Annotated in this window: 26 protein-coding genes; 11 read left to right on the top strand and 15 right to left on the bottom strand. The window is 64.6% G+C overall.

Annotation, left to right across the window (positions count from 1 at the left end):
- Positions 1–30 precede the first annotated feature (30 nt).
- The 4 genes from ACX17K_RS06540 to ACX17K_RS06525 are packed head-to-tail and all read right to left on the bottom strand — an operon-like array spanning position 31 to position 3,013.
- A complete protein-coding gene (locus ACX17K_RS06540) occupies positions 31–831 on the bottom strand; it encodes an ATP-binding cassette domain-containing protein (RefSeq protein WP_493774179.1) in 801 nt (266 codons plus the stop codon).
- The gene (locus ACX17K_RS06535; protein ID WP_493774178.1) at positions 824–1,789 is read right to left on the bottom strand and encodes a FecCD family ABC transporter permease; all 966 of its coding nucleotides are present in this window, start codon (positions 1,787–1,789) and stop codon (positions 824–826) included. Before ACX17K_RS06535 ends, ACX17K_RS06540 begins: the two co-directional genes overlap by 8 nt.
- A gap of 37 nt (positions 1,790–1,826) precedes the next feature.
- Positions 1,827–2,633, bottom strand: coding sequence for a 4-hydroxy-tetrahydrodipicolinate reductase (gene dapB / locus ACX17K_RS06530; RefSeq protein WP_231162229.1), 807 nt, complete (start codon positions 2,631–2,633; stop codon positions 1,827–1,829).
- A complete protein-coding gene (locus ACX17K_RS06525) occupies positions 2,630–3,013 on the bottom strand; it encodes an outer membrane protein assembly factor BamE (protein WP_231162228.1) in 384 nt (127 codons plus the stop codon). The genes dapB and ACX17K_RS06525 overlap by 4 nt, the downstream gene beginning before the upstream one ends.
- A 97-nt stretch (positions 3,014–3,110) precedes the next feature.
- Between ACX17K_RS06525 and fur the strand changes: the two genes are divergently transcribed.
- From fur to ACX17K_RS06510, 3 genes are read left to right on the top strand one after another with little or no spacing between them, the layout of a single operon-like run.
- A complete protein-coding gene (gene fur, locus ACX17K_RS06520) occupies positions 3,111–3,542 on the top strand; it encodes a ferric iron uptake transcriptional regulator (RefSeq protein WP_463090748.1) in 432 nt (143 codons plus the stop codon).
- Positions 3,539–4,240 carry a leucyl/phenylalanyl-tRNA--protein transferase gene (gene aat / locus ACX17K_RS06515; RefSeq protein ID WP_231162227.1) on the top strand — a complete coding sequence of 234 codons (702 nt, stop codon included), beginning with the start codon at positions 3,539–3,541 and terminating at the stop codon, positions 4,238–4,240. Before fur ends, aat begins: the two co-directional genes overlap by 4 nt.
- A complete protein-coding gene (locus ACX17K_RS06510; protein WP_493774177.1) occupies positions 4,227–4,955 on the top strand; it encodes an arginyltransferase in 729 nt (242 codons plus the stop codon). The genes aat and ACX17K_RS06510 overlap by 14 nt, the downstream gene beginning before the upstream one ends.
- Positions 4,956–4,963: 8 nt before the next feature.
- On the opposite strand, the gene ACX17K_RS06505 is transcribed toward ACX17K_RS06510, so the two are convergent.
- Complete coding sequence (locus ACX17K_RS06505; protein ID WP_493774176.1) at positions 4,964–6,142, bottom strand: MFS transporter; 1,179 nt, start codon at positions 6,140–6,142, stop codon at positions 4,964–4,966.
- A gap of 101 nt (positions 6,143–6,243) precedes the next feature.
- Positions 6,244–7,260: an EthD domain-containing protein gene (locus ACX17K_RS06500; RefSeq protein WP_493774175.1), complete on the bottom strand. Its 1,017-nt coding sequence runs from the start codon at positions 7,258–7,260 to the stop codon at positions 6,244–6,246.
- A 533-nt stretch (positions 7,261–7,793) separates the two neighbouring features.
- On the opposite strand from ACX17K_RS06500, the gene ACX17K_RS06495 reads away from it, so the two are divergent.
- The 8 genes from ACX17K_RS06495 to ACX17K_RS06460 are packed head-to-tail and all read left to right on the top strand — an operon-like array spanning position 7,794 to position 19,477.
- The gene (locus ACX17K_RS06495; protein WP_493774174.1) at positions 7,794–9,452 is read left to right on the top strand and encodes an FAD-dependent monooxygenase; all 1,659 of its coding nucleotides are present in this window, start codon (positions 7,794–7,796) and stop codon (positions 9,450–9,452) included.
- Entirely contained in the window at positions 9,452–9,658 is a 207-nt protein-coding gene (locus ACX17K_RS06490; protein ID WP_493774173.1) for a DUF2783 domain-containing protein, read from the top strand. Before ACX17K_RS06495 ends, ACX17K_RS06490 begins: the two co-directional genes overlap by 1 nt.
- A gap of 30 nt (positions 9,659–9,688) precedes the next feature.
- On the top strand, positions 9,689–13,189 hold the full coding sequence (locus ACX17K_RS06485; RefSeq protein ID WP_493774172.1) for an indolepyruvate ferredoxin oxidoreductase family protein: 3,501 nt from the start codon (positions 9,689–9,691) through the stop codon (positions 13,187–13,189).
- Positions 13,190–13,243: 54 nt separating this feature from the next.
- Positions 13,244–14,740 carry an acyl-CoA carboxylase subunit beta gene (locus tag ACX17K_RS06480; protein ID WP_493774171.1) on the top strand — a complete coding sequence of 499 codons (1,497 nt, stop codon included), beginning with the start codon at positions 13,244–13,246 and terminating at the stop codon, positions 14,738–14,740.
- 15 nt (positions 14,741–14,755) lie between these two features.
- The gene (locus ACX17K_RS06475) at positions 14,756–15,973 is read left to right on the top strand and encodes a hydroxymethylglutaryl-coenzyme A reductase family protein (RefSeq protein WP_493774170.1); all 1,218 of its coding nucleotides are present in this window, start codon (positions 14,756–14,758) and stop codon (positions 15,971–15,973) included.
- A gap of 38 nt (positions 15,974–16,011) precedes the next feature.
- Positions 16,012–17,460, top strand: a complete 1,449-nt coding sequence (locus ACX17K_RS06470; RefSeq protein ID WP_493774169.1) for an acetyl-CoA carboxylase biotin carboxylase subunit — start codon at positions 16,012–16,014, stop codon at positions 17,458–17,460.
- An 11-nt stretch (positions 17,461–17,471) separates the two neighbouring features.
- Entirely contained in the window at positions 17,472–18,044 is a 573-nt protein-coding gene (locus tag ACX17K_RS06465; protein ID WP_493774168.1) for an acyl-CoA carboxylase biotin carboxyl carrier protein subunit, read from the top strand.
- A gap of 44 nt (positions 18,045–18,088) precedes the next feature.
- A complete protein-coding gene (locus ACX17K_RS06460; RefSeq protein ID WP_493774167.1) occupies positions 18,089–19,477 on the top strand; it encodes an MmgE/PrpD family protein in 1,389 nt (462 codons plus the stop codon).
- A gap of 51 nt (positions 19,478–19,528) precedes the next feature.
- Here the strand turns inward: ACX17K_RS06460 and ACX17K_RS06455 are convergent, their stop codons facing one another.
- From ACX17K_RS06455 to ACX17K_RS06415, 9 genes are all read right to left on the bottom strand, one after another.
- A complete protein-coding gene (locus tag ACX17K_RS06455) occupies positions 19,529–19,981 on the bottom strand; it encodes a MarR family winged helix-turn-helix transcriptional regulator (RefSeq protein WP_021476299.1) in 453 nt (150 codons plus the stop codon).
- Between the two features lie 113 nt (positions 19,982–20,094).
- A complete protein-coding gene (locus tag ACX17K_RS06450) occupies positions 20,095–20,556 on the bottom strand; it encodes an outer membrane lipoprotein (protein WP_031296090.1) in 462 nt (153 codons plus the stop codon).
- Positions 20,557–20,580: 24 nt separating this feature from the next.
- Positions 20,581–21,615, bottom strand: a complete 1,035-nt coding sequence (locus ACX17K_RS06445) for a quinone-dependent dihydroorotate dehydrogenase (RefSeq protein WP_493774166.1) — start codon at positions 21,613–21,615, stop codon at positions 20,581–20,583.
- Between the two features lie 73 nt (positions 21,616–21,688).
- Positions 21,689–22,279, bottom strand: coding sequence for a malonic semialdehyde reductase (locus tag ACX17K_RS06440; protein WP_046156759.1), 591 nt, complete (start codon positions 22,277–22,279; stop codon positions 21,689–21,691).
- Entirely contained in the window at positions 22,276–23,115 is an 840-nt protein-coding gene (gene motD / locus ACX17K_RS06435; protein ID WP_493774165.1) for a flagellar motor protein MotD, read from the bottom strand. The genes ACX17K_RS06440 and motD overlap by 4 nt, the downstream gene beginning before the upstream one ends.
- Before the next feature lie 16 nt (positions 23,116–23,131).
- Positions 23,132–24,070: a S49 family peptidase gene (locus ACX17K_RS06430; RefSeq protein WP_493774164.1), complete on the bottom strand. Its 939-nt coding sequence runs from the start codon at positions 24,068–24,070 to the stop codon at positions 23,132–23,134.
- A 43-nt stretch (positions 24,071–24,113) separates the two neighbouring features.
- Positions 24,114–24,473, bottom strand: a complete 360-nt coding sequence (locus tag ACX17K_RS06425; RefSeq protein WP_493774163.1) for a Rieske (2Fe-2S) protein — start codon at positions 24,471–24,473, stop codon at positions 24,114–24,116.
- Entirely contained in the window at positions 24,449–25,105 is a 657-nt protein-coding gene (locus ACX17K_RS06420; RefSeq protein WP_493774162.1) for an HAD family hydrolase, read from the bottom strand. Before ACX17K_RS06420 ends, ACX17K_RS06425 begins: the two co-directional genes overlap by 25 nt.
- Entirely contained in the window at positions 25,105–26,043 is a 939-nt protein-coding gene (locus ACX17K_RS06415) for an RluA family pseudouridine synthase (protein ID WP_493774161.1), read from the bottom strand. Before ACX17K_RS06415 ends, ACX17K_RS06420 begins: the two co-directional genes overlap by 1 nt.
- Between the last annotated feature and the right edge of the window lie 178 nt (positions 26,044–26,221).

Genomic DNA, 26,221 nt, shown 5'->3' with positions numbered 1-26,221 from the left:
CGCAGGTTTGCCTGGCGAATGCAATACGGGTCAGGCTTGCGGGGGAGTCTGTCCGGGCATGGGGATGAAGGCGCGCCACGGCTGCTCAGGGTGGGCCAGTTCAGCCAGCCGCACGCCATAAACCGCCTCCAGCCGCTCGCGCTGCATCATCTCGCGGTTGTCGCCGCAGCCTGCCGCGCGGCCGTCGTTCAGCAGCAGCACCCGATCGGCGTGGCGCAACGCCAGATTGAGGTCGTGGACCACGGCCAGCGCGCCTATGCCCAGTTCGTGAGCCAGGGTCCGGACCTGCGCCATCAGCGCGTCTGCCATCGCGAAGTCCTGCGCCGCGGTGGGCTCGTCCAGCAGCAGATAGCGCTCGGGCTGCGGCGACAGCAGCAGCTGGCACAATGCGCGCGCCAGCTGCAGCCTTTGCCGCTCTCCGCCGGAGAGGCGGGTCAGGTATCGATCGGCAAGGTCCGCGGCATCGCTGAGGCGCAGAGCCTTAGCCACGGCGGCGTCGATGCGTTGCCGTCCGGCTTCCGGGCGCAGGTAGGCGCCGGCGGCTACCAGCTCCGCCCCGCGCCAGCCGTCCGGCGTCACCGGATGCTGTTCGACGACGGCGCGCCAGCCGGCCAGCTCCGCGCTGCGCATCCGCGCCAGCGGCTGTCCGGCGAGCAGAATGTCTCCCCGGTCAGGTTGCCAAAGGCCGGACAGCAGCTTGAGCAGGCTGCTTTTCCCGGCGCCGTTGGGTCCCAGCACGGCCAGCAGCTCGCCGGGGCGCAGCGTCAGGTCGATATCGGCCAGCAAGGTTCGGCCGCCTTTGCTCAGCGACAGGCCGCGGGCTTCAAGCATGGCGAGGCCCCTGGCGGCGAAGCAGCCACAGGAAGAACGGCGCGCCCAGCAGGCTGGTGATCACGCCGACCGGCAATTCCGCCGGCGCCAGCAGCGAGCGGGCCAGCCAGTCGGCGCTGACGGTGAGCCAGGCGCCCAGCAGCGGGGAGACGGCGAGCAGCCGGCGGGAGTCGCTGCCGAGCAGCTGGCGCGCCAAGTGCGGCGCCATCAGGCCGACAAACCCTATCATGCCGCAGCCGGACACCACCAGGCCGGCCGCTAACGCGGCCAGCAGCACGATGCGCCACTCCTGTCCCCGCACGGAAAAGCCCAGATGAAAGGCGGCGCTCTCCCCCAGCTGCAAGGCGTTCAGGAAACGCCAGTGGCTGAACAGCGCTAGCCAGACAAGGGGCGCGGACACGGTCAGCGCCAGAGCCAGCGGCCACTCGGCGCTGGCGAAACTGCCCATCAGCCAAAAGGTCACCACTCGCAGGGAACCGTCCGGCAGCATGGTGATCAGCAAGGTCAGCAGGCTGCTGAGCAGGGTGCTGACCGCCAGCCCGCTGAGAATCAAGCGGTTGCCGTCCTTGTCGTCGCCCAATAGCCGGACCAGAAGCAGCGCGCCCAGGCCGCCGGCGAAACCGGCCGCCGCCACGGCGTACAGGCCCGCGCCCAGGCTCAGCGCCAGGGCCGCGGCCAGCGCCGCGCCGCTGTTGATGCCGATCAGGCCGGGCTCGGCCAGCGGGTTGCGGAAGCGGGCCTGCACCGCGCAACCGGCGCTGGCCAGCAGCGCGCCCGCGGAGGCGGCCGCCAGCAGTCGCGGCAGGCGCAGTTCCAGCAGCAGCTGCCATTCGAGAGCCGGCTGCGGATCCAGAGCGAGCAGACTGGCGGGCCGCAATTGGCTGTGGTGCAGCAGGGATGCTAGAGCGGTGAAGCCGAGCAGGGGGAGTAGGATGAAGAGAAGAGAGCGGACGCGCATGGGTGGAAGAGGGAGGGGCTTGAGCCCCTCCGGTGCGTCAGCGCAGGCCGAGCACGTCCTGCATGTCGAACAGGCCGCGCGGTTTGTCGGACAGCCAGCGCGCGGCGCGCACCGCGCCGTTGGCAAAGGTGGCGCGGCTGGAGGCCTTGTGGCTGATCTCCACGCGCTCGCCCAGCGTGGCGAACAGCGCGGTGTGATCGCCGACGACGTCGCCGCCGCGCACGGTGGCGAAGCCGATGGCTTGCGGATCGCGTTCGCCGGTCACGCCTTCGCGGCCGTAAACCGCGCATTGCTTCAGATCGCGGCCCAGCGCGTCGGCGATCACCTCGCCCATGCGCAGCGCGGTGCCGGACGGCGCATCCACCTTGAAGCGGTGATGGGCTTCGATGATTTCGATGTCGTAGTCCTCGTTCAGCACGCGGGCGGCCATGTCCAGCAGCTTGAAGGTGAGGTTGACGCCCACGCTGAAGTTGGACGCGAACACGATGCCGATCTTGTCCGCCGCGGCGCGGATGGCGGCCTTGCCTGCGTCGTCGAAGCCGGTGGTGCCGATGACCATGCGCACGCCGCGCTCAGCGCAGGCGAGCATGTGCTCCAGCGTGCCTTCGGGGCGGGTGAAATCGATCACCACGTCGGCGCCGTCCAGGGCGGAGATGAAATCGGAACTGATGGCGACGCCGCTGCTGCGGCCGCAGAACAGGCCGGCATCCTGGCCGATGAAGCCGGAGTCGGCGCGGTCTATCGCGGCGTGCAGCCGGGCGCCCGGCGCATTCAGCACCGACTCGATCAGCACGCGGCCCATGCGGCCGGATGCGCCGACGATGACGATGTTCTGGCCGCTCATGGCTTCTTGGCTTCCTGGGCGGGCGCAGACGCGTCCAGCTGTTTCGCCGGCGGCGCCGGCTGGGCATTGCCTTCGACGCGGTCCAGCGTATCGCCCTTGAAATAGACGGTCAGCAGTTTGTCGCTGGCGGGGTCCACCTTGCCGCCTTTGGCGTCGCTATACTTGTAGTCCCAGCGGTCGGCATGGAAGGGGTCGGTCAGCAGTGGGGTGCCAAGCAGGAAGCGCACTTGGGCGCGGGTCATGCCGGGCTTGAGCTTGGCGACGGCGTCCTGGGTGACGTAATTGCCTTGCTGGACTTCCACGCGGTGGCTCCAGTCGAGGGGATTCATCGAACTGCAGCCGGCGACTGCGATGACGGCGGCGAAAATCAGGGCGCGCATGGTACTCCGATTGACTCAAACGTTTATGAGGCTGTAATTAGGCAAAGCCGTCAAAAGGCTTTATCATGATTCGAAAACCGACACACTTTATATCACGATGAGCAAAGCCAGTCACCTCAAAGATATCGGCCTGAAAGCCACCGGCCCGCGTCTGAAAATCCTTGATCTGTTCGAGCAGGGCGACGCCGGCCATATGTCCGCCGAAGACGTTTATCGCAAGCTGCTCGCGGAAAACATCGACATCGGGCTCGCCACCATTTACCGCGTGCTGACCCAGTTCGAGCAGGCGGGCATTCTGGTGCGCCACCATTTCGAAACCGGCAAGGCTGTGTACGAGCTGAACCAGGGCGGCCACCATGACCACATGGTGTGCATCAGCTGCGGCAAGGTGGTGGAGTTCTTCGATCCGGAGATCGAAGCGCTTCAGGACCGGATCGCCGAACAGCACGGTTTCCGCATCGTCGAGCACGCGCTGTACATGTATGGCGAGTGCCCGGACTGCCTGGGCAAGAGCGGCCGCCGCGGATGATTCCCTGGCTCGGTCCCGAGCCTGTCTTCCCGCCGGTGTCGCAGGCCCTCAGTCATCCCAACGGCCTGCTTGCGGCTGGCGGCGACCTGTCGTCGCGCCGCATCCTCACTGCCTACTCCGAAGGCATCTTCCCCTGGTTTTCCGAGGGCGAACCGATATTGTGGTGGTCGCCCGCGCCCCGCATGGTGATGTTTCCCGATGAGCTCAAGGTCAGCCGTTCGCTGGCCAAAACGCTGCGCAATCTCGATTACGAGGTGCGCGTCGATGCCGCTTTCTTCGAAGTGATGCGCGCCTGTTCCGAGCCGCGAGAGGGGCAGGACGGCACCTGGATCGTGCCGGACATGGTGGCCGCCTATTGCCGGCTGCACCAACTAGGCTATGCCCACAGTTTCGAAACCTGGATGGACGGCGAGCTGGTCGGGGGGCTGTATGGCGTGTCCATCGGCCGCATGTTCTACGGCGAGTCGATGTTTTCGCGGCGGCGGGACGCGTCCAAACTGGCCTTCGTCCACATGGTTCGGCATCTGCAAGCCCAGGGCGTGGCGATGATAGATTGCCAGATGCACACCGAGCACCTGGCCAGCCTCGGCGCGAGGCTGATATCGCGCGATGTTTTTCTTGCTACTCTGAAAGAGAGCATCCGGCATCCCCAGCCGGATCAGATGTGGGATTACCATTACCGCCATGAGTCATCGTGAAGCCGGCCAGGTCGCGGCCATCCATTTCTACGCCACTGCGCCATACCCGTGCAGCTATCTGTCCGGCCGGCAGGCGCGCTCCCAGGTGGCGATTCCGGCCGAGGCGATAGACAGCGGCGTCTATAGCCAGCTGGTCAGGCTGGGCTTTCGCCGTAGCGGCCTCTACACCTACCGCCCTTATTGCGACTCCTGCCAGGCCTGCATCCCGGTGCGGCTGCCGGTGGATCAGTTCCGGCCGAGCCGAACCCAGCGGCGGGTGTGGCGGCGCGGCGCAGAGATGAGCGCGCGCTGGCTGCCGTTGGGCTTCGACGCCGAGCATTACGCGCTGTACCGCTGGTATCAGCAGACCCGCCACGCCGGCGGCGGCATGTCGGACGACGACGCGCAGCAGTATTCCGAGTTCATCCTGAAGAGCGGCGTGGACAGCCACCTGGCCGAGTTCCGGCTGGACGGCCAGCTGAAGATGGTGAGTCTGGTGGATAGGCTGGTGGACGGCCTGTCAGCCGTCTACACCTTTTATGATCCGGAGGACAGCCAGTCCAGCCTGGGGGTCTACAACGTGCTGTGGCAGGTGGAGCAGGCCCGCATGCTGGGACTGAGCTACGTCTATCTGGGCTACTGGATCGCAGACTGCCGCAAGATGGCGTACAAGTCCGGCTATCGGCCGCTGCAGATGCTGTACGGCGGCCGTTGGCAGACGATGCCGGAGGGCTGAGCTAGTTCTCAGCCGCCGGTTTGACGGCTAGGTTGCGGGCTGCCCATTCCAAGATGGAAAAACATCGCGAGCACGCCCAGAGCGAATCCGGCGGAGGCTACGCCGTTCCATTTCAGCATTTGCCAGCAGAACCCGCCTATCGCCGAGCCTACCGCGCCAGCCAAAAACAGTCCGGTCATATATACGGTATTGATGCGGCTGCGGGCCGAGGGGTTCAAAGCGAAAATGATGGTCTGATGCGAAACCATGGCGACTTGTACGCCAGCGTCCAGAAGAATCACGCCGATGACCAGCCCCATCAGGTTAGGCGCCACGCCGAATACCAGAAAAGACGCGACAACCAGCGCTACCCCTAGCTTGACGATGCCGTGAGGCCCGCGCGCGTCTGCAAGCTTGCCCGCTTGCGGCGCCAGCAGGACGCCGACCAGGCCGATGATGCCGAATAAGCCAGCCTCGCGGCTGCCCATGTGGAACTCAGGCTGTTGCAGCAGCAGAACCAGGGTGCTCCAGAAGGCGCTGAAGGCGGCGAACAGCATGCCCTGGGTCAGGATCGCGTAGCGTAGCTCCCTTTCCTCGCGCGCCAGCTTGAATAGGGAGGCGAGCAGCGCAGGATAGCCGTGTTGGGCAGTCGGTTTGCTGCTAGGCAGGAAGACCAGCAGCATCAATCCCATGGCGATCGCCAGCGCCGCGCCCATCATGAACATGGCGCGCCAGCCCAGATAAGCGCCGGCGAAGCCGCTCAATGTACGCGCCAGCAGAATGCCGCTTAACAGGCCGCTCATCACATGGCCGACCACCTTGCCGCGTTGCTCCGGTCCGGCAAGTTCCGCGGCGAATGGAATGATTTGCTGGGCGATGGTGGCGGTGGCGCCGACCAGCACCGAGGCCAGCAACAGCAGCGGCGGCGTCGGGCTGGCGGCCATGCAGGCGAGGGAGGCGATCAGCGCCAGCGTCTGCGCCAGAATCAGCCGCTTGCGATCCATGACGTCGCCAAGTGGAACCAGCAGAATCAGGCCGAAGGCGAATCCCAACTGAGTCAGGGCTGGTATCAGGCCGATCAGCGGGGATTCTCCCCATTCACGCTGCAGCAGGCCCAGCAGGGGCTGGTTGTAATAGATGTTGGCGATGGAAAAACCGCAAGCGATGGCCATGACCAATATCAGTCTGAAGGGGAGTGCCTTGCTCATTTTGCTCTCGTGATTGCCGGGTACGTGAAGGACAGGATGCGCCCGGCCTGCAGGTCCGGGCGCATCTCAGCCAGTTGCCCGCCTATGGCGGGGAATTTGGCTTAGCGCGGGGTGGCGACTTCCTGTTGGATGCGGTTCACCACATTGATGCCCATCGCGGTCCAGAAGTCCGAGCGGTCCGCATCGGCGAAGCGCTGCTCGTCGCGTTCAATGGCCTGATAGTCTTCGCTCAGCATGTAGTCTTCCAGATCATTCAGGCTGGAGAAAGCCATCAAGGTCACGCCGTCTATCTTGCTGCTGGCGGGATGCCAGAAAGGCTGGCCTTCCTGTTCCGGTCCGATCGCATGCAGTTGGACGTAGCGGCGGACATAGCGCGCGGTGGCAGGTTTGGTGCGCACCAGATCGGCGTGCTCGGCCAGCCACTGATGCTGGAACGCCTGGCGGTTCAGGTCGGCGCGGCGCTGGTGGGTTTTGACCAGCAGGATCGGGTCTCGCTGAGTCGCGCTGGGGATGATGATGTGCTGGCGGGACAAAACCGGGGCCAGTTCGCGGAAGATCGCCTTGTCTTCCGGAATGATGGTGGCGGCGAGGCTGGGTTGCGAGAAGACCGCGCCCATGTCGTCGGTGCTTTTGAAGCCCAGGTAGGCGATGCCGTCCCAGTCTGGGCGGCGGTATGCCGGCACATGGTCCACTACTGTGTGGAACAGTTCGCCGTCGTTGTCGACCGGCGGGAGGTATGGCATCGGGCTGCCCTTGCTGGGGCCGAAGGCGAGGCGATGAACCTGGTCGTAGCGAACCATGCGCTGGATGCCGCCATCTTGCGGTTTCTGCGCATACAGGAAGCGCGGGCCGTGCACTTTTCGCCAATACTCTCCCCATTTTTCAAACGATACGTTGACCGGGCTATCGAAGGCCGGGCGTTGGTTGTGGCTGGTCGGATCCTCGATGGTTTGGCCATCGCGGTCAATCAGAAAGCCAGGGTCGCGGCGGCGCTCGCTGAGCGGCGAACTGTCCGCCCGCGCGAGCAGCGTGCACAAGACGATCAGCGGGTCGCTTGCTGTCTGCAGGTCTTGCAGGTGCGGCGGACGATAGTCGAATTCGTTGCGGGACAGTTTCATGTTGGATCCTTGCGTGTTGGAGAGGGCTCGGGGCATCACTCCTTCGGCCTTGACCATTTGCGAAGCGAAGGGGGCCAGCGCTGCATACAGCAGGCTGTGTTCCAGAAACGCGCGTCGCGAGAGGGTCATGCGCCACTCCTTCCGCTGACTGTTAAATGGGTCTTGTCGGATGGAATGGGGCTGTCATGCCAAAGAGTGTTTTCAACCTGGTCGTTATGACCTTCAAATATGATCGCATGCGAGTAATAACTATAGAAATAGTATTTGAGTATCGATGATTGACTCATGATTTGCCTATTAAATTGCCATGCTTGCTCAGGGCGGCATGATTTGCTCTGGTCAGGTGCGATTTTCTTTATCTTGTTGAAAAATAAAATAAATTATTTTCATAATGTTCTAACTTGATTGTTTCATCCGTATTATTTTTTCGAATCGAATATACCATAATGAATAATTATGCTTGATGAGTATTTATTACTAATGTAAATTCCGCCGCGGTGAATGGTTTTGTCACTTATCCGCGGGAGCAGGCCATGGTGGTAAGACGTCGTACTTTTGAACGCACAAAATTTGATGGCAATCTGCTGATTAATAAGGAGATTGTTATTGCCGGCGCTGGGTTGGTAGGGCTGGTTCTGGCTCTTGATCTGGCTAGGAGAGGAGTGCGCACGCTGGTTGTCGATCAGGATGACAAGGTTTCTGATGGATCGCGTGCGATTGTTTTTGCTAAGCGCAGCTTGGAAATACTGGGGCGGCTGGGTTTAGGCGAGCAACTGTTGGAAAAAGGCGTCAGTTGGCATCTAGGCAAGGTGCTGCATGGAGACCGGCAGCTGTTCGAATTCAACTACCTGCCGGAGCCAGGGCACCAGTACCCGGCCTTCATCAATCTTCAGCAGTACTATCTCGAGGAATGGTTGATCGATGCTTGCCTGGCATCGGGGTTGGTGGAATTCCGCTGGGGGCATCGCGTCGCCGGCGTGCAACGCGAGCCGCGTCGCGCGATTGTCGATATCGCGACCGACGAGGGCGGCTACCGGATTCACTGCGATTGGCTGGTGGCGTGCGATGGCGTCCGATCCTTTGTGCGCCAGGCGCTGCAGCTGCCTTTTGACGGCCGGACATTCAATGACCGCTTCCTGATCGCCGATGTGCGCATGCCTGCCGCTCTGCCGGCGGAGCGCCGCTTCTGGTTTTCCCCGTCCTTCCACGAGGGGCAGTCAGTCCTGATCCACAAACAGCCTGATGACGTCTGGCGCGTCGATTTCCAGCTGGGGCCGGATGCCGACCCGGTGCTGGAGCGCGAGCCGGAGCGCGTCGCGGCCAGGCTGCGCAGGATGTTCGGCGACGATATCGATTTCGAACTTGAATGGGTCAGCGTCTATACCTTCCGTTGCCGCCGGCTGGCCAGCTTCGTGCACGGTCCGGTGATTTTTGCCGGGGATAGCGCGCATGAGGTCAGTCCTTTCGGCGGCCGCGGCGGAAATGGCGGTATTCAGGACGCCGACAATCTGGGCTGGAAGCTAGCCGAAATCATCGCAGGACGGGCGGGTCCGGCTTTGCTGGACAGTTACGGCGAAGAGCGTGGCTTGGCGGCTGACGAGAATATTCTCAACTCCAGCCGCAGCGCTGATTTCATTACGCCGCGCTCGGAGCGGGCCAGGCTGCTCAAGGAGGCGGTGCTGCTGCTGTCCGCCGAGCAGGAGGCCATCCGTCCCATGGTCAATTCCGGACGATTGTCGCGGCCGGCGTCGCTGGCGGGTTGCAGCTTGTTGCAGTCTGCCGGGCATCGGGAAGGCCCGGGGCCGGGCGATGCTGCCCCGGACGCGCCGGTGTCGCTCGGGGGGCAACCCGCTTGGTTGCTGGAGCAGATCAGCAACCGCTTTACTTTGCTGCATTTCGTCGACGATGAATCTGGCGTCGAGGCGGTCGAGCGCTTCTGCCATCTGCACGGCGTGGCGTTGTTGACGGTGGGCCGCTCGGGACGCGATGGCGGCGATGGCCGCACGCATGTCGTCGATGACGCCGGTCTGGCCCATGAGCGCTACCGGGCGGCGCAACGCCGCGTTTATCTGATCCGTCCCGACCAGCATATCTGTTACGCCGCCGACCAGCTGGACCCGGTCGAATTGGCCGCGGCGCTGCAACTGGCTTTGGGCCACTCCGTTTCTTCCACTTTCGAAAGGCGCGCCTGATGCCCAGCAATGAGCAATCCCATATGCAGCCGTCTCCCGACGAGCTGTTTTCCATGCTGTTGGAAGCCGGGCAGGACTTGCCGGACGAGCAGGCCAGGCTGGTCGACGCGCAACTGCTGGTATTGCTGGCCAGCCGGGTTAACGACAGAGCGGCAATCGCCGACGCGATCACAACCGCAAGACGGCTGGCGCAGCGATCCGGCTAGCGAGCAACCATAAAAAGATGGAGATGCTTCATGGAAATTGACAATGGTTTTAGCGGCGGCGACCGCTATGAAATCGGAATTTCCCGCCCGGGCGGCCGCATTATGTTGTCGGGAACGCAAGCCATCGTGAGGATGATGCTGGCCCAGGCCGCAGCGGATCGCGAGACTGGCCTGAATACCGCGGGTTTCGCCAGCGGCTACCGGGGATCGCCGCTGGGCGCGGTAGATATGGAGATGTGGAAAGCGAAGAGCGTTCTCGAGCAGGCCGCCATCCGTTTTCTGCCAGCGATCAACGAGGAATTGGCGGCAACCGCCGTGCTCGGCACGCAGCGGGTGGGCAGCGATGCCGACCGCAAGGTGGATGGCGTGTTTGGCCTCTGGTATGGCAAGGGGCCAGGTGTGGATCGGGCCGGCGACGCATTGCATCACGGCAATGCCTATGGCTCATCCGAGATGGGCGGCGTGCTGGTCATCGTCGGCGACGACCATGGCTGCGTGTCGTCATCTATGTCCCATCAGTCGGACCAGACGCTGATCGCCTGGGGAATGCCGGTCATCCACCCCGCCTCGGTTGCCGATTACGAAGCATACGGCTTGTGGGGCTGGGCGGCGTCGCGGCATTCCGGCCTATGGGTCGGATTCAAGGCCATCAGCGAAACGGTGGAAAGTTCGGTTTCCTGCCATTCCGTCGAGCGTCGTCCTTTCACGCTGCCGCCAGTGGATCCGGGCAATGACGGCCTGCACTGGCGCTGGCCTGATCTGCCGGGGCCGCAGATGGAGCAGCGCATGGCGTTCAAGCTGGAGGCCTTCGCCGCTTTTGCCCGCGCCAATCCGCTGGACAAGCTTACCTTCGGCCAGGCCGCGCCGCGCTTGCTGATCGCAGCGATCGGCAAGGCGCATGGCGATGTGATGGAAGCGCTGCGCCAATTGGGCCCGAGCGAGGCGGAGCTGGAGGCGTCTGGCATCGCGCTGTTGCAGGTCGGACTGGTGTGGCCTTTGTCCCCGTTGTTGGCGGAGCTGGCGGAGACGGCCGGCATGGTGCTGGTGGTCGAGGAGAAGGCGGCGGTGGCGGAGGCGCTGCTGAAGCAGCATCTGTACAACGTGCCGGAGGAGCGGCGGCCCATTGTCATTGGCAAGCAGGACGAGGAAGGCCGGCCCTTGCTGCCGGTGGCGGAGGAGTTGCGCCCGTCCCGTTTGGCGTCGCTGCTGCGAGAGCGTTTGCAGGCGCTGGGCGTCAGCGCGGGTCTGCCGGCCTGCTGGCAGCAGCCGGTTCTGGAGCATCCCGCCGGCTTGCTGAAGCGGACGCCTTATTTTTGCTCCGGTTGCCCGCACAATCTGTCGACATTGGTGCCGGAGGGCAGCCGGGCGCAGCTGGGAATAGGCTGCCATGCGATGGCGGCGCGGATTCCGGAGCGCAGCACCAGCGGCAGCGTGCAGATGGGGGGCGAGGGCGTGGACTGGCTCGGCTCCGAAAGCTTTGTCGGCACTGGCCATATCTTCCAGAACATGGGGGATGGCACCTTCTTCCACTCCGGGCATCTGGCGATCCGCCAGGCGGTGGCCGCCGGCAGCAACATCACTTACAAGCTGCTTTACAACGATGCGGTGGCGATGACCGGGGGGCAGCCCATCGACGGCAAGCTGACGGTGCCGCAAATCGTCAGGCTGGCGCTGGCGGAGCGAGTGTCGAGAGTGGTGGTGGTGGCCGACGATCCCGGACGATATGTCGGCGACAATGCCTTGCCCGGCGACACCCGGGTCTATCATCGCGACCGCATGGACGAGGTGCAGCGTGAGCTAAGGGAGCTTAGCGGGGTTTCGCTGTTGATCTATGACCAGGTCTGCGCAACCGAGGCCAGGCGGCGTCGCAAGCGCAAGCAGGCGCCGGCGCTGAATCGCAGCGTAGTGATCAACGAACAGGTCTGCGAGGGATGCGGCGATTGCCAGAAAGCCTCCAACTGCCTGTCGGTGGCGCCGCTGAAGACCGATCATGGCGTCAAGCGGCGCATCGATCAGAATTCCTGCAATACCGACCTGTCATGCCTGAAGGGATTCTGCCCCAGCTTCGTGACGCTGAAGGGGCGGCCTCGGGCAAAACGGGCCGACGCGGCGCTGCAAAAGGCCGTTGGACAGGCTGCCGCGCGCTTGCCGCACCCGGGCGCGGAGCTTGGCGCGACGCCGTACGAAATACTGCTGACCGGCATCGGCGGCACTGGCGTGGTGACGGTGTCGGCCATCGTGGCGATCGCCGCGCATCTGCAGCAGGCCGCGGTCTCGGTGCTCGACTTCACCGGTTTCGCGCAGAAGGGAGGCTCGGTGCTGAGCCACATCCGTCTGGCGAGCGATCGCGCGCAACTGCATCAGAACCGCATAGACCGGGGCGGAGCCGATGCCCTGATCGCCGCCGACCTGGTGGTGGCCACCGAGCGCGAGGCGCTGGATTGCATCCGCGCCGGGCGGACGCGCATCGCCGCCAACCTGCATGAAACTCAGGTCGGCCTGATGCTGCGAGATCCGACGCTGCAGGTCGACAGCGCCGGGATGCTTTCTCTGTTGGAGAAGCGCAGCGGCGCGCAGGCGCGGGCCTTGGATGCGAAGGCGCTGGCTGAGCGTTTCGCTACGCCGCTGCAGGCCAATGTCTTGTTGCTGGGCTTCGCCTGGCAGGCCGGCCTGGTGCCGCTGAGGCTGGATGCCGTGAGGCAGGCGATACGGTTGCAGGGCGGCAACGGCGACGACAATCTGGCCGCCTTCGATTGCGGCCGCCTGGCCGCCGGCGATCCGGAAGCGCTGCGGCAGTTGGGCGACGGCGAGAGGGCTGAGGAGAAGGCCGACGATTACGAGCGGTTGAAGTTGAGCCGCACCCGGCTGCTGGCCGAGTACCAGAATTCTGATTACGCGGCCCGCTATCTGCGTTGGCTGGGCAAGGTGGAGCAGGCCACCCGAGATTGGCAGGGCGAGGACGCCAGCCAGGCTGCCGCGCTGCGGATCGCGGTCGCGCGAAATCTTTACAAGCTGATGGCCTGCAAGGACGAGTACGAGGTGGCGCGTCAGCTCAGCGATCGCGGTTTTCTGCAGCGATTGGCCGAGGAGCATGGCGGCCTCGATGGCTTGCGCTTCCATCTGGCGCCGGATGTTTTCAACTTCTGGCGCAAGCAGCCGCGCAAGGTGGCTGTCGGCCGCTGGATTCTGCCGCTGATGCGCGGATTGGCCCGTCTGCGTTTCCTGCGGGGTTCTGCGTTCGACCCCTTCGCCGGCCAGGAAGACCGCCGGGCGGAGCGGCTGCTGTTGGCCGATTACGAGTCCTTGCTGGATACCCTTTGCGCCGGCCTGGCCCGCGGCAAGCTGGCCATTGCGGTGGAACTGGCCAGGTTGCCGGAGTCGGTGCGCGGTTACGGCCATGTCAAGCTGGCCTCCATTCCGGCGATGGGCAAGAGAAAGGCTGAGTTGCTGCTGGATTTTGCCGAGCCGTCCACAGGGCTGGCGCAGCCGGCGCAAACGCAGCGTAGGCACATTCCGATCGTGGCCAGATAACGCTGTCCGGCCATGAAGTTGAACGATGATTGACAACAGAGAAGGCAAGCGACGATGACGACGGTTCAGGCCTCTTTTTCCGCCACGGGCACGCCGCGGCGCGATTCCGCGGTGTGGCAGGCCATTGAGTGGCTGGTCGATAGCGGCAGCTTTTACCAATTGGATGCGCTGAGCGAGCACGACTGCCAGCACTTCGGCACCGCTGGCCGCAAGGTGCCCGGCGATGGCCTGGTGACCGGGCATGGCCGCATCGATGGCCGCCCGGTGCTGGTTTACGCCCATGACCGCGATTTTCTCGGCGGTAGCTCCAGCCGGGTGCATGCGGTGCGGATAGGCAAGCTGCTGGACATGGCGCTGCAGCTCGGCCTGCCGGTGATAGGCCTCAATGATTCCTCCGGCATACGGATACACGAGGGGGTCGATGCCGGAGCGCAATTCAGCGAGGTGTTCCACAAAACGGTCAAGGCTTCCGGCGTGGTGCCGCAGATTTCGGTGATCTTGGGCGACTGCGCCGGCGGCGCGGCCTATGCGCCGGCGCTGACAGACTTCATCGTCATGGCGGGCGCGGAGTCGACGATGTTCCTGACCGGACCGACGGTGATCCGTTCGGCCACCGGCGAAAACGTCACCAAGGAAGAAATCGGCGGCGCGCAGCTGCATGCTGAAGTCACCGGGCTGGCTCATTTCAATTGCGATGGGCGCGAGCAGGCGGTGGCGCTGGTGCGGGAGCTGCTTGGGTATCTGCCGCAGAACAATGCCAGCCCGGCGCCGCGTATCGATCGGGGCGACACCGGACCCAGGCGCACCCCGCGCCTGGAGCAGCTGATTCCGGCCAATCAGAACGAACCCTACGATGTGCTGGATGTCGTCGCTGAAATCGCCGACAACAACGAGTTCCTTGAAGTCCAGGCCGCGTACGCCCCCAACCTGGTGACCGGTTTCGCCCGTTTCGGCGGGCGTACTGTCGGCGTGCTGGCCAGCCAGCCGCTGCAGCGGGCTGGCTGCCTGGATGTCGACTCCTCGCTGAAGGGCGCGCGTTTCGTGCGTTTGTGCGACAGCTTCGATATTCCTTTGTTGACGCTGCTGGACGTGCCTGGTTATTTGCCGGGCCGCGAACAGGAGACGCGCGGCATCATCGGCGCCGGAGCCAAACTGCTGCATGCCTATTGCGAGGCCAGCGTGCCCAAGCTGGCCATCGTGCTGCGCAAGGCTTACGGCGGCGCTTATCCGACGCTGGCCAACTGGTCCGCGACCGACTTCACCTTTGCATTGGAGCAGGCGGAAATCGCCGTGATGGGGCCGGAAGGAGCGGTCGACATCATATTCCGCAGAGAACTGGCCGCTGCAGCCGATCCGGCGCCGCTGAGGGAGAAGTTGCTGCACGACTATCGCGCGGCGCATGCCAATGCGTCGTACTCCGCGAAAAAAGGCTATGTGGATGGGTTGCTGGCTGCCGCCGATGCGCGCAACGCCGTGCTGTCCCATCTGCAACTGCTGGCGGACAAGGTGACCGGCACCCCGGCTCGCCGCCATTCCAACATCCCGCTTTAGAAAGGTCTGTTTCCCATGAAGATTCCGCGTTCCAAGGAAGACGATTACAGCCAGGAAATCATCGCGCAACGCCATGGCTGGCTGGAGACATTCACCGGGCAGCATTTTCCGTATCTGCAGGGGCGTCCCTACGAGCCGGGCTCGGTGCTGGGCACTTGCGAGAATTATGTCGGAAACATCGGCGTGCCGGTCGGCCTGGCGGGGCCGCTCGCCATTCACGGCAGCCGCGCGCAAGGCGAGTTCGTGGTGCCGATGGCGACGACGGAGGGCGCGTTGGTGGCGTCGTTCTCGCGCGGCATGAGCATCATCACCGAAAGCGGCGGCTGCCATGTGCTCAGTCCGGGCAATGTTTTGCCGAGCGAAACCGGACAGCCGTACCGCGTGCTCGGCGACGCGCTGACCAAGATTTCCGCGGTGGTGCTGAGGGACGCAGCCGAAGCCGGCCGTTTTGACGGTTGGTTGCGCGAGCATTTGCCGCAGATCGTCGCCGCTGCCAACGCCACCAGCCGATTCGCCAAGCTGCTGGAAGTCAGTCCGTTGTTCCATGGCGATCTGGTCGGCCTCGCTTTCACCTACTCCACCGACCAGGCGATGGGGCTGAACATGGCGACCAAGGCCAATGAGGCGGCTTGCCGCTATATCCTGGCCCATAGCGGCGGGCTGGCCATCGACTATTTCAACACGCTGGGGGGCGACAAGCGCTTTGTGCCGGATCAGGCCAAGGGGCGTTATGTGTCGGCCAGCGTCAGAATTCCGGCCCAGCTGCTGCAGCAGCGGCTGCGCACCACGGCGCACCGGATGCGGCGCTTCCTCGGAGCTTGCAATATCCTGCTGGCGCAACGCGGCGCCACGGCGCCCAACATCCATATCGCCAACGCGCTGACGGCGATGTTCATCGCCTGCGGCCAGGATCCGGCCTTCGTCACAGTGTCGTTCAAGAACGCCAGCACCACGTTCGAGCCGCAGAGCAACGGCGATCTGCTCGCCTCCGTGACGCTGCCCAATTTGTTGCTGGGGACCGTTGGCGGCGGCGTCAAGCTGCCGGGACAGCAGGAGTGCCTGCGCATGCTGGGTTGCGAGGGGGACGTGATCAAGCTGGCCGAGATCATCGCCGCCGTCGCGTTGGCCGGCGAGGTTTCGGTGGCCGGCGCCGTGACGGCGGGCGAGTTCACCCATGCGCATACCGTGCTGGGGCGCGGGCTGCACGGCGATGCTGCGGAGCGCAAGGCATGATACGGCGGCTTTTGCTCTGTTGCCGAGGCGAAATCGCGATGCGCTTCATCCGCACTTGCCGGTTGATGGGTGTGGAAACCGTGGCGGCTTATCCGGCGGAGGATGACGGCCATCCCTATGTCCTGGCCGCCGATCAGCGGTTTCCCATCGAGGCGGCCAGCGCCGGCAGCGCGATGGCCGAGGTGTTGCAGGTCGCCCGGTTGTCGCAGGCGGATGCGATCGCGCCGGGCTATGGCCCTTTGGCGGAGAACGCCGAATTCGCCGCCGCGTGCGCCGAGGCGGGCTTTATCTTCGTTGGCCCCAGGCCGGAAGCCATCCAGCAATCCGGCGACAAGCTGCGCGCCCGCGAGGCCGCTTGCCTGGCCGGAGTGCCGGTGATTCCCGGCGGCCATCCAGGGGACGGGCTGGAGCAGTCATTGGGTTTGGCGCGGGAAATCGGTTTTCCGGTGCTGATCAAGGCGGTGATGGGAGGCGGAGGCCGAGGCATACGAGTGGTGGAGACGGCGGAAGCTTTCGCCGGCGCGCTGGATGAGGTGAGGAGCGAGGCGCTGTCCGCGTTTGGCTGCGGCGACGTCTATCTCGAGCGATTTCTCGGCACCGCCATCCGCCATATCGAAGTGCAGGTGCTCGGGGACAAGCATGGCAATGTGCTCCATCTGGGCGACCGCGCCTGCAGCGTTCAGCGCCGCCGGCAAAAACTGGTGGAAGAGGCGCCTGCGCCCGGCCTGGACGCGGCGCTGCGGAACGAATTGCGCCAGGCGGCGCTGGCGATCGCCCGGCAGCTGGGTTACGACAGCGCCGGCACGGTCGAATTCCTGGTCGCCGACGATGGGCGCTTCTACTTCATCGAAATGAACGCGCGCATCCAGGTGGAGCATCCAGTGACGGAGGCGATCACCGGCGTCGATCTGGTCGAGCAGATGATCCATGTCGCCGGTGGCGGGCGTTTGTCGCTGCGCCAGGATGACATTGAGTTTCGCGGCCATGCGGTCGAATTCCGGCTGTGCGCCGAAGATCCGCGCAACCATTTCTTCCCGGCGGCTGGCCGGGTCGCCAGCTATGCCGTGCCGGAAGGCGAGGGCGTGAGGCTGGACTCGGGCGTGGCCAGCGGCGTCGCGCAGTCGCCGCGATTCGACAGCCTGTGCGCCAAGCTCATCGTCCATCAGTCCAGCCGTGAGCGCGCGCTGGCGCGGGCCTCGCATGCGCTTGGCGAGTTCCGGTTGTTCGGCTTTCCGACCAATGTCCCGTTCCATCACTGGCTGCTGGAGCAGGCGCAGTTTCGTAATGGCAGCTACGACTTGTCATTGCTGGAGGGGTTCGAACTGCCGCCGGAACAGCTGCATGCCGTCGATCGGAGGGCCGTATTCGCTGCAGCGTTGGCGACGGCGCTGGCCGGCGCGGCCGAGCGCAAGCCGGAGGGCTCCGCCGCAGTGTCGGGATGGAAACTGCGCAACGATCCGCTGCTTGCGGCCGGCGCTCGAGGCTAGGAGAGGGTTGGATGAACGATAGAGTGGATAGAGAGGGCGGCGTGGCGTTGCGTTTGCACGCCGCGCTGCCGGCAGGTTGGAGCGGCGGGGTCGAACTGCGCGGCGATGGCGAGGCTGGCTTTCGGTTGAGCGCGGAAGGGTTGGCGTCGGGGAATGGCGAGATATTGCATTTCGACGCGGGCTCGTTCCGGCAGGGCAAGGCCAGCCGCCTGCAGTACCGGCTCGACGGCGAGCTGGTCGAGTGTTCGGTGATGGCCGGGCCGTCCGGCGCTGTCTGGGTGTTGGCGGATGGGTTCTACAGCGAAGTCGGTTTGGCTGATCCGTCGTCGTCTCGTTTTTCTTCGCGCCGCTCGGGACGCGCGTCGTCGGAGGACGGGACGCTGGTCGCGCCGATGCCGGCGACGGTCACCGAGTTGCTGGTGGCTCCGGGGCAGACGGTGACGGCCGGCCAGGCAGTGGCGCGGATAGAGGCGATGAAAATGGTGATGACGCTGACGGCGCCGAAGGATGGCGTGGTGAGCGAAGTGACGGTGGCGCCGCGAGATCCGGTTTTGGCCGGGCAGCGGCTGATGGTGTTCGAGTAGGCGGTCCCGCGGGGCCGAATCATTACGCTTGAGGAGAAACGATCTTGAGTCTTGAAGCAAGCATTGCCCGCTATGCGGCGACGATCCAGTTTGAGCAATTGACGCCTGGAGCGGTGGAGATCGCCCTGCAGGCCATCACCGATATTCTGGGCGTGACCATCGCCGGCGCCGATGATCCGGATGTCGGTATTCTCGCCGGGGTGGTCGAGAGTTGGGGCGGGGCGCCGCAGGCTACCGTGCTTGGCCGCCAGGCGCGATTGCCGGCTCCCATGGCGGCGCTGCTCAATGGCGCGGCATCGCGCGTGCTGGATTTTGACGATGTGGCCGATCCGCTCGGCACGCATCCCAGCGTCGCATTGTTTCCGGCGTTGCTGGCCATCGCCGAACAGACCCAGCCGGGCGTCAGCGGCCGGGAGTTCATCACTGCATTCGCCATTGGCCAGGACCTGTCGGTGCGGCTGGCGGAGGCGCGCCGCGAGACCCTGCTGCAAAGCGGTCGCTATGATTTGAGCAAGGTGATCGCCGCCACCGCGGCCGCGGGCCGGTTGCATCGCCTCAGCGAGGAGCAGCTGCGCCATGCGATGGGCATCGCCTATACCTCGGCGCTTGGCGAGGCGCAGTGCATGATAGACGGCGCGCCGACGGTGTCTTATCAGCAGGGCCTGGTCGCTTCCAATGCCGTCAAGGCGGTGTTGTTGGCGAAGGCGGGTTTTGGCGGCACTGTGAATTTCCTCACCGGGCACTGGGGGTATTATTCCGCGTTCGAGCCGGGCTCAGATCTGTCCAGAGTGTCCGGCGAGCTGGGGGAGCGTTTCGCCGGAGAGGGCGGCGTGGCGTTCAAGCCCTATCCGACCTGCCGGCCCAATACTTCGGCCGCCGCGGTGACGCTGGCGTTGACCGGCGGCCGCCGCTACCAGGCAGAGGAGATCGAGGCCATTTCCATCCGCACCAACCAGCAGATATATGATCTGGTCAGCGCGCCCTTGGAGCAGAAGCGCGAGCCGCAGACCATCGTCGACGCGCGTTTCAGCATCGCTTACAACGTCGCGGTGGCGTTGGCGACTGGGGATGTGTTCATCGATGATTTCACGGAGGAGGCGATACGGCGTCCGGACGTGATCGCGATCAGCCGTTTGATCCATCCGGAGACGGCCCCGGAGTGCGAGATCCCCGAATTGGGCACTCACGGCCTGATCAAGGTGGAAATCCGGTTGCGCGATGGTTCGACGTTGAAGGGGCAGATCGACTATCCGAAGGGCAATCCGCGGAATCCGATGAGCCGGGACGAGATCCAGGCCAAGTTTGTGAAATGCGTATCGCGCAGCGGGAGAGCCGCGCTGGCGGGCCGAGCCCAGGATATCTTGCGCGCGATAGACAGGCTGCCGGAACAGGATAGCCCGTTCAGCAGCTTGCTGGGCCTGTTGTGCGATTAAGCGCCGGCTGATGGGTGGTCGAGTGGAATCCCGCGCTTGCCGCGGGATTTTTCATTCCCTGATTTTGTCGGCGGCCCGGGAGATGGAGTCCAGCGCCTGGTCCGTGATATGCAGCGCTTCGGCGCTGACGTCCTGCAGCAGCCGTTCGCGGATGCCGCGCACGACCTGATCGACTTGCGCCGCCATCGACTTGCCCGCCTCCGTCAGCATCAATACCTTGGCGCGGCGGTCGGTTGGATCGTCCCGGCGCACGACCAGTCCGGAGCTTTCCAGATGATCGATAAGCCTGACTAGAGATTGCCCCTCGATGCCGAGATGCTCGGCCAGCGCGCGTTGGCGCAATCCTTCTCCCAGGCGGCCGATCAGCCATAAGGGCGTTGTGGTGGCTTCGGACAGGCCGTACTTCTTCAGCTCCTCATCGGCGACTTGGCGCCATAGGCGGGCGGCGCGCTGCAGTCGCAGGCAGAAACTGTCGTTGGCGACAGAGAGCAGGCTGATGGACAAGAATTTCTCCCGTGGGCGGTGGCGCTCCCGCGAACCGGGTTGGCGTATCGCGGCAGATCATGCCATATGATACGCCAACATCGGCTCTGCGATGAAACGTCGCGTTCGGGGAATCAGTACGGCACGACGCGGTCGTTGCCGCCGCCGCTCAGCACTTTGACGCGTTGGTTGGCGACGAAGGGGATGTCGGCTTCCTGCACGATGGAGATGGTGCGGCCGGTGTCCAGCTTGACGGTGATTTCCAGCGCGTTCTTGGTCATCGCGCGTTGAGCGGCCTGGGTGCCGAAGCCGCCGGCCAGCGCGCCGACGATGCCGCCGGCGATCTGGCCCTTGCCGCCGCCGATATTGCTGCCGGCCAGGCCGCCCAGCGCGGCGCCGCCCAGGGTCAGCAGCTCATTGTTCTGGCCTTCCATTTTCACGTTCTGCACCGACAGCACGGTGCCGAGCTGAACGGTCTGCGCCTGGCGCATTTGTCCCTTGGAATAGACGGCTGCGGAGTCGGATGTCGAGCAGCCGGCGAGCACGCCGACGCTCAGCAGGCTGACCAGGGTAATGCGGCTGATGGAAGAAATCATTTTTTCCTGCTCCATTCTTTCTATTTAGTTGCGAGCTTGTAGATATTGCGCCGCCGCCCGCGCGCATTCGCTGACCAGTTCCGGACCGCGATAGATCAGGCCGCTGTACAGCTGCACCAGGCTGGCGCCGGCATCCAGTTTTTCCACGGCGTCGTTGCCGGAAAGGATGCCGCCAACACCTATGATAGGCAGAGCGCCGTCAAGTTCCTTGTACAGTTTGCGTATGACTTCTGTTGAGCGGCTGCGAACTGGCGCGCCGGACAGGCCGCCTGCCTCGTTTTCCAGCGGATGGCCGGCCACTTCGCGGCGCGAGAGCGTGGTGTTGGTGGCGATGACGCCGTCTATGCCGTTGCCGGTCAGCAGTCGGGCGATTTCGGCTATCTGCTCGTCGTCCAGGTCCGGCGCGATCTTCACCGCCAGCGGCACGTAGCGGCCGTGACGGTCGGCCAGCGCCTGCTGGCGCTGTTTCAGCGCGGCCAGCAGACGGCCCAGCTCGTCGCCTTGCTGCAACTGGCGCAGGTTCTTGGTGTTGGGCGAGGAGATGTTGACGGTCACGTAACTGGCGGCGGCGTAGACCTGATCCAGGCAGGCCAGGTAGTCGTCCACCGCGTTTTCTATCGGCGTGATCGCGTTCTTGCCGATATTGATGCCGAGCACGCCCTTGAATTTGCAGCGGCGCACATTGTCCAGCAGCGCGGCGACGCCCTGGTTGTTGAAGCCCATCCGGTTGATGATGGCTTCGTGTTCCGGCAGGCGGAACAGCCGGGGCTTGGGGTTGCCGTCCTGCGGGCGGGGGGTGACGGTGCCGATTTCGATGAAGCCGAAGCCGAGCGCGGCCAGGGCGTCGATGTGGGCGCCGTTCTTGTCCAGGCCGGCGGCGAGGCCGACGGCGTTCGGGAAGGTCAGGCCCATCGCCTGCACCGGCTGGCGCGCGGCGGGGGAGGCGGCCAACGGAGTCAGGCGCAGCCGATGCGCTCGATCGAGCATCTTCAGCGTGTGCTCGTGGGCGGTTTCCGCGTCGAACTTGAACAGCAGCGGGCGCAGCAGCGGGTACAGCATGGCATTCTCCGGGCAGACAAATGCCCGGCATTATAACCGGGCATCGGGATCAGGCCAGTGGCAAATGCGCGGCTTACAGAATCCGGCAGGCCTCGTCGAAGTCGAAGCGCGGCGAGCGCGGGAACAGCTTGTCGGCTTCGCCGTAGCCCAGATTGATCAGGAAGTTGGACTTGAAGCGGCCGTCCGGGAAGAAAGCCGCGTCGACCGCGGCGTTGTCGAAACCGGACATCGGGCCGCAATCCAGACCCAGCGCGCGCGCGGCCAGGATCAGGTAGGCGCCCTGCAGCGTGCCGTTGCGGAAGGCGGTGGTGTCGATCAGCGGCTGATTGCCCTCGAACCAGCTCCTGGCGTCGGCGTGCGGGAACAGCTGCGGGAGGTGTTCGTAGAAGCGGGTGTCGTGGGCGACGATCACGCAGACCGGCGCGGCCAGGGTCTTGTCGACATTGCCGGCGGCCAGGCACGGCTTCAGCTTGGCCTTGGCTTCGTCGCTCTTGACGAATACCAGGCGGGCCGGCGAGCAGTTGGCGCTGGTCGGCGCCTGCTTCAACAACTCGTGCAGTTGATGCAGCAGCTCGTCGCTCACCGGACGCGGTTGCCAGTGGCTGTGGGTGCGGGCATTCAGGAACAGCTGTTCCAGCGTGGCGTGGGAGAGGGGAGTGCTCATGGTCTTACCTCGGTTGGGGTGGGGTGTTGTTGCTTGGCGCTGCCGGCGGTTGCGGGCGCGGAGCTTTCAGGGCTGTCCGGTTCCGCGAAAGTGTTGGCCTGGACGGAGACGGTGACGCGACGATTGCGCGCGCGGCCGTCGGCGGTGGCGTTGTCCGCCACCGGCAGATTGGCGCCGTGGCCGACCGCCACCATGCGTTGCGCCGCGATGCCGTTTTCCTGGAACAGCCGCACCACGCCGCCGGCGCGCGCCGCAGACAGCTCCCAGTTGGACGGGAAGGCGGGCGTGCGGATCGGCGCGTCGTCGGTGAAGCCTTCCACCTTGATCGCGTTGTCCACGCCGGACAGCAGCTTGGCCATATTGGACATCAGCGGCAGCGACTGCTGGTTCGGCTCGGCCTGGCCGATGGCGAACAGCGCGCTGTCGCGGATGTCGATATTGATCCCTTGGTCGGTCTGGGTGATGGTGACCTCGCCGCTTTGCACCAGCGGACTCAAAACCTTGGCCAGGTTTTGCGTCAGCTGGCCCAGCTTGGAGGCTTCCGCTTCTTTGCGGCCATGGGAGACGGCCTTGGCGATCGGCTTGGTCTGCGGAATTTCTATCATGGTGTTGGCGCCGCCGGTGGGCGGCGTCGATTGCACCGTGATCACCGTGCCGTTGCGAAAGGCGTCCATGATGGCGGACGACATCACGCGGTACTTGCCTTCGTTCAGCGAGGAGATCGCGTACATCACCACGAAGAAGGCGAACAGCAGCGTGATGAAGTCGGCGTAGGAAACCAGCCAGCGCTCGTGGTTCTCGTGCTCTTCTTCCTGTTTCCTGCGCCGCGATGCCATCTTCGCCTCCGCCTGATCAGAACAGCTGGGTGTCGAACAGCGACTTCACGCCGCCGGCGAATTCCACGCCGATGCGGCGCGCCACCCGGCTGGAGAAGTCGTCCTGCTGGGTGAAGTCCACGGTTTTTTCCGCTTTCACCACGTCGCGCGCCACCGAGGCCACGGTGCCGTAGCCGTCAGCCAAGCCCAGCGGAATGGCTTTTTCGCCCAGCCACACCATGCCGCTGAACATCTGCGGATCTTTCTTCAGCTTCGGGCCGCGGCCGTTTTCCACTGCCTGGATGAACTGCGCGTGGATGTCGTCCAGCAGTTGCTGGCGGATGGCGTCGTGCTTGGGGTTGGGCGGGGAGAATGGGTCGCCCATCGCTTTGTTCTCTCCGGCGGTTTTCAGCCGGCGGTCTATGCCCAGCTTTTCCATCGCGCCGGTGAAGCCGAAGCCGTCGGACAGCACGCCGATGGAGCCGACGATGCTGGCTTTGTCGACGAAGATCTTGTCGGCGGCGGCGGCGATGTAATAGCAGCCGGACGCGCAGACCTCGCTCACCACCACGTAGACCGGAATGTCGGCATGCTTCTTTTTCAGGAGCCGGATTTCATCGTAGACCATGCCGGACAGCACCGGGCTGCCGCCGGGGCTGTTGGCGTCGATGATCACGCCCTTGGTGTTCTTGTCGCGGAAGGCATGGTCCAGCGCCGAGATCATTTTCTTGCCGGTTTCGTTCTCGCTGGTGATGGCGCCGTCCAGCTCGATCACCGCGGTATGGCCGCCGCCGGCGAGGCCGCCCGCGGTTTTTTCCTCGCCGCGCATGAACACGCTGGCGGCGATCAGGCCGATGATGATCAGCCAGGCCAGGCGGAAGAAGATTTTCCATTGCCGGCTGCGGCGCTGCTCCACCAGGGAGGCCGAGGCGAGCTTTTCCAGCAGTTGTCGTTCCCAGTTTGGGGTGTCGCTCATTTTTCGAATCTGCTCCAGGATAATCCCGTGAGTCTAGCAAAATTCAGGCGGGCATGACATTCAGCCAGACTTGGCCGTCCTCTTCGACGACATCCAGCGGCGTCAGGGATTGGCCGCGGCAGGGGCCCCAGGTGCAATAGCCGGTGTCGGGGCGGTAGCGCGCGCCGTGCATGCTGCAGATCAGGTAGTGGCCGGAGAGGTCGAACAGATTGCCGTCCTGCAGGTCCAGCTCCACCGGGATGTGGCGGCAGCGGTTCAGATAGCCGTAAACCCGGCCGCGGTAGCGGATCACGAAGGCGGGCAGCGGATCGCCATCCGCCTGGGCGATCTCGAAGCGGCGGGCGAGGCCACCGTCTTCCAGATCGGAGGAGCGGCAGATCAGCAGAGCTTGGGGAGCAGCCATGACGACAGCTCGGACAGCGAGTGGACGATGACGCGGGGCTCGCAGCGGATGAGCTCGGCGCTGTCGTGGGCGCCGTGGCTGATGCCGACGCCGTGGCTGCCGGCGTTGCGCGCCATCAGGAGGTCATGGCTGGTGTCGCCCACCATGACGGTGCGCTCAAGCGCCACGCCGAACAGGTCGGTCAGCTGCAGCAGCATGTCCGGGTGCGGTTTGGAGTGGCATTCGTCCACGGTGCGGGTGGCGTCGAACAGGCTCTTGATGCCGGAGGCCGCCAGCGCGCGGTCGAGGCCGGCGCGGCTGCTGCCTGTCGCGATGGCGACGAAGGCGCCGCAGTCGCGGATCGCCTCCAGCGTGTCGCGGGCGGCGTCGAACAGCGTGACGCGGTCGAGTCCGGACTGGTAATGGCGGCGAAAGGCGTCCACCAGTTCGGGCAGGCGGCTGGCCTGGTCCGGCGGGCAGAACTGCTGCATCGCCTCGGCCAGGCGCAGGCCGATCACATGGCTGGCGGCCTCGCGGCCCGGCACCGGCAGGGCCAGGTCGCGGCAGGCCTGCTGGATGGCATTCACGATATGCGCGGTGGAGTCCATCAGGGTGCCGTCCCAGTCGAACACTACCAGATCGTATTCACGCATCAGCGCGGCTCCAGGGTTTTCAGGAATTTCTGCAGCTCCGGCGGCAGCGGCGCTTCCAGCTTGAGGGGCGCGCCGGTCAGCGGGTGCGGCAGCGTCAGGCTTCTGGCGTGCAGGAACATCCGTTTCAGGCCGCGCCGCGCCAGGTCCTTGTTTAGCGCGAAGTCGCCGTATTTCTCGTCGCCGGCGATCGCGCAGCCGTTGGCCTGCATGTGCACGCGGATCTGATGGGTGCGGCCGGTGCGCAGGTGCGCCTCAACCAGCGTAAATTCAGTGTAGCGCTGCTGGATGGCGAAGTTGGTGTGCGCGTATTGGCCATCGTCGCCCTCGGCGACTTTCACTCGCCGCTCGCCGTCCGGAGTGTGGAACTTGAACAGCGGCAGCTTCACCTGTTTGACGTTTTCCGGCCAGTGGCCGGCGGCCAGCGCCAGGTAGCGCTTGTCCGGCACGTTGTCGCGCATCATGTCGTGCAGCTTGGTCAGCGCGGAGCGTTTCTTGGCCAGCATCAAGAGGCCGGACGTCTCGCGGTCCAGCCTGTGCACCAGTTCCAGATAGCGCCATTCCGGGTGGGCGCGGCGCAATTGCTCGATCACGCCGAAGGACACGCCGCTGCCGCCGTGCACGGCCACGCCGGCGGGCTTGTCGATCACCAGCAGCGCGTCGTCTTCGTACACCACCGGGAAGGTGGCGGCGGGCACGTTCTTTTCCGCGCGCTCGGCGACGCGGATCGGCGGAATGCGCAATGTGTCGCCGGCCGCCACGCGGTAGCTGGCGTCGACGCGGCCCTTGTTCACCCGCACTTCGCCGGAGCGCAGGATGCGGTAGATATGGCTCTTGGGAACCCCCTTCAGCAGGCGTTGCAGGTAGTTGTCCAGCCGCTGGCCGGCATCTTCTGCGTCCACTTCAAGGAAGGTTACGGAATCTTTGCGAATGTCTGTCATATTGCTTATACTTATGGCGCTGTCCGCGGTGCGAGTGCACCCTGAGCGGGCAGCGGTCGGAAACCAAGGTCACGGCCTGTTTAGCGTGATGCTGCTGCGGAAACCGATAATGGCCGGCAGGGGCCAACTCCTGACCTGATGCCGTTTGCACAGCCGCAGCCAAGGTTAACTCGCTCAC

The organism is Chromobacterium sp. INPA-IVC (genome assembly GCF_059047085.1).
The sequence above is the reverse complement of the archived record's forward strand: the minus strand, read 5'-3'. Positions and strand labels throughout refer to the sequence as shown.

Bases quoted from the DNA above. Each gene is read 5' to 3' on its own strand.
- ACX17K_RS06540 (WP_493774179.1), bottom strand. From the start codon at position 831: ATGCTTGAAGCCCGCGGCCTGTCGCTGAGCAAAGGCGGCCGAACCTTG.
- ACX17K_RS06535 (WP_493774178.1), bottom strand. From the start codon at position 1,789: ATGCGCGTCCGCTCTCTTCTCTTCATCCTACTCCCCCTGCTCGGCTTC.
- dapB (WP_231162229.1), bottom strand. From the start codon at position 2,633: ATGAGCGGCCAGAACATCGTCATCGTCGGCGCATCCGGCCGCATGGGC.
- ACX17K_RS06525 (WP_231162228.1), bottom strand. From the start codon at position 3,013: ATGCGCGCCCTGATTTTCGCCGCCGTCATCGCAGTCGCCGGCTGCAGT.
- fur (WP_463090748.1), top strand. From the start codon at position 3,111: ATGAGCAAAGCCAGTCACCTCAAAGATATCGGCCTGAAAGCCACCGGC.
- aat (WP_231162227.1), top strand. From the start codon at position 3,539: ATGATTCCCTGGCTCGGTCCCGAGCCTGTCTTCCCGCCGGTGTCGCAG.
- ACX17K_RS06510 (WP_493774177.1), top strand. From the start codon at position 4,227: ATGAGTCATCGTGAAGCCGGCCAGGTCGCGGCCATCCATTTCTACGCC.
- ACX17K_RS06505 (WP_493774176.1), bottom strand. From the start codon at position 6,142: ATGAGCAAGGCACTCCCCTTCAGACTGATATTGGTCATGGCCATCGCT.
- ACX17K_RS06500 (WP_493774175.1), bottom strand. From the start codon at position 7,260: ATGAAACTGTCCCGCAACGAATTCGACTATCGTCCGCCGCACCTGCAA.
- ACX17K_RS06495 (WP_493774174.1), top strand. From the start codon at position 7,794: ATGGTGGTAAGACGTCGTACTTTTGAACGCACAAAATTTGATGGCAAT.
- ACX17K_RS06490 (WP_493774173.1), top strand. From the start codon at position 9,452: ATGCCCAGCAATGAGCAATCCCATATGCAGCCGTCTCCCGACGAGCTG.
- ACX17K_RS06485 (WP_493774172.1), top strand. From the start codon at position 9,689: ATGGAAATTGACAATGGTTTTAGCGGCGGCGACCGCTATGAAATCGGA.
- ACX17K_RS06480 (WP_493774171.1), top strand. From the start codon at position 13,244: ATGACGACGGTTCAGGCCTCTTTTTCCGCCACGGGCACGCCGCGGCGC.
- ACX17K_RS06475 (WP_493774170.1), top strand. From the start codon at position 14,756: ATGAAGATTCCGCGTTCCAAGGAAGACGATTACAGCCAGGAAATCATC.
- ACX17K_RS06470 (WP_493774169.1), top strand. From the start codon at position 16,012: ATGCGCTTCATCCGCACTTGCCGGTTGATGGGTGTGGAAACCGTGGCG.
- ACX17K_RS06465 (WP_493774168.1), top strand. From the start codon at position 17,472: ATGAACGATAGAGTGGATAGAGAGGGCGGCGTGGCGTTGCGTTTGCAC.
- ACX17K_RS06450 (WP_031296090.1), bottom strand. From the start codon at position 20,556: ATGATTTCTTCCATCAGCCGCATTACCCTGGTCAGCCTGCTGAGCGTC.
- ACX17K_RS06445 (WP_493774166.1), bottom strand. From the start codon at position 21,615: ATGCTGTACCCGCTGCTGCGCCCGCTGCTGTTCAAGTTCGACGCGGAA.
- ACX17K_RS06440 (WP_046156759.1), bottom strand. From the start codon at position 22,279: ATGAGCACTCCCCTCTCCCACGCCACGCTGGAACAGCTGTTCCTGAAT.
- motD (WP_493774165.1), bottom strand. From the start codon at position 23,115: ATGGCATCGCGGCGCAGGAAACAGGAAGAAGAGCACGAGAACCACGAG.
- ACX17K_RS06430 (WP_493774164.1), bottom strand. From the start codon at position 24,070: ATGAGCGACACCCCAAACTGGGAACGACAACTGCTGGAAAAGCTCGCC.
- ACX17K_RS06425 (WP_493774163.1), bottom strand. From the start codon at position 24,473: ATGGCTGCTCCCCAAGCTCTGCTGATCTGCCGCTCCTCCGATCTGGAA.
- ACX17K_RS06420 (WP_493774162.1), bottom strand. From the start codon at position 25,105: ATGCGTGAATACGATCTGGTAGTGTTCGACTGGGACGGCACCCTGATG.
- ACX17K_RS06415 (WP_493774161.1), bottom strand. From the start codon at position 26,043: ATGACAGACATTCGCAAAGATTCCGTAACCTTCCTTGAAGTGGACGCA.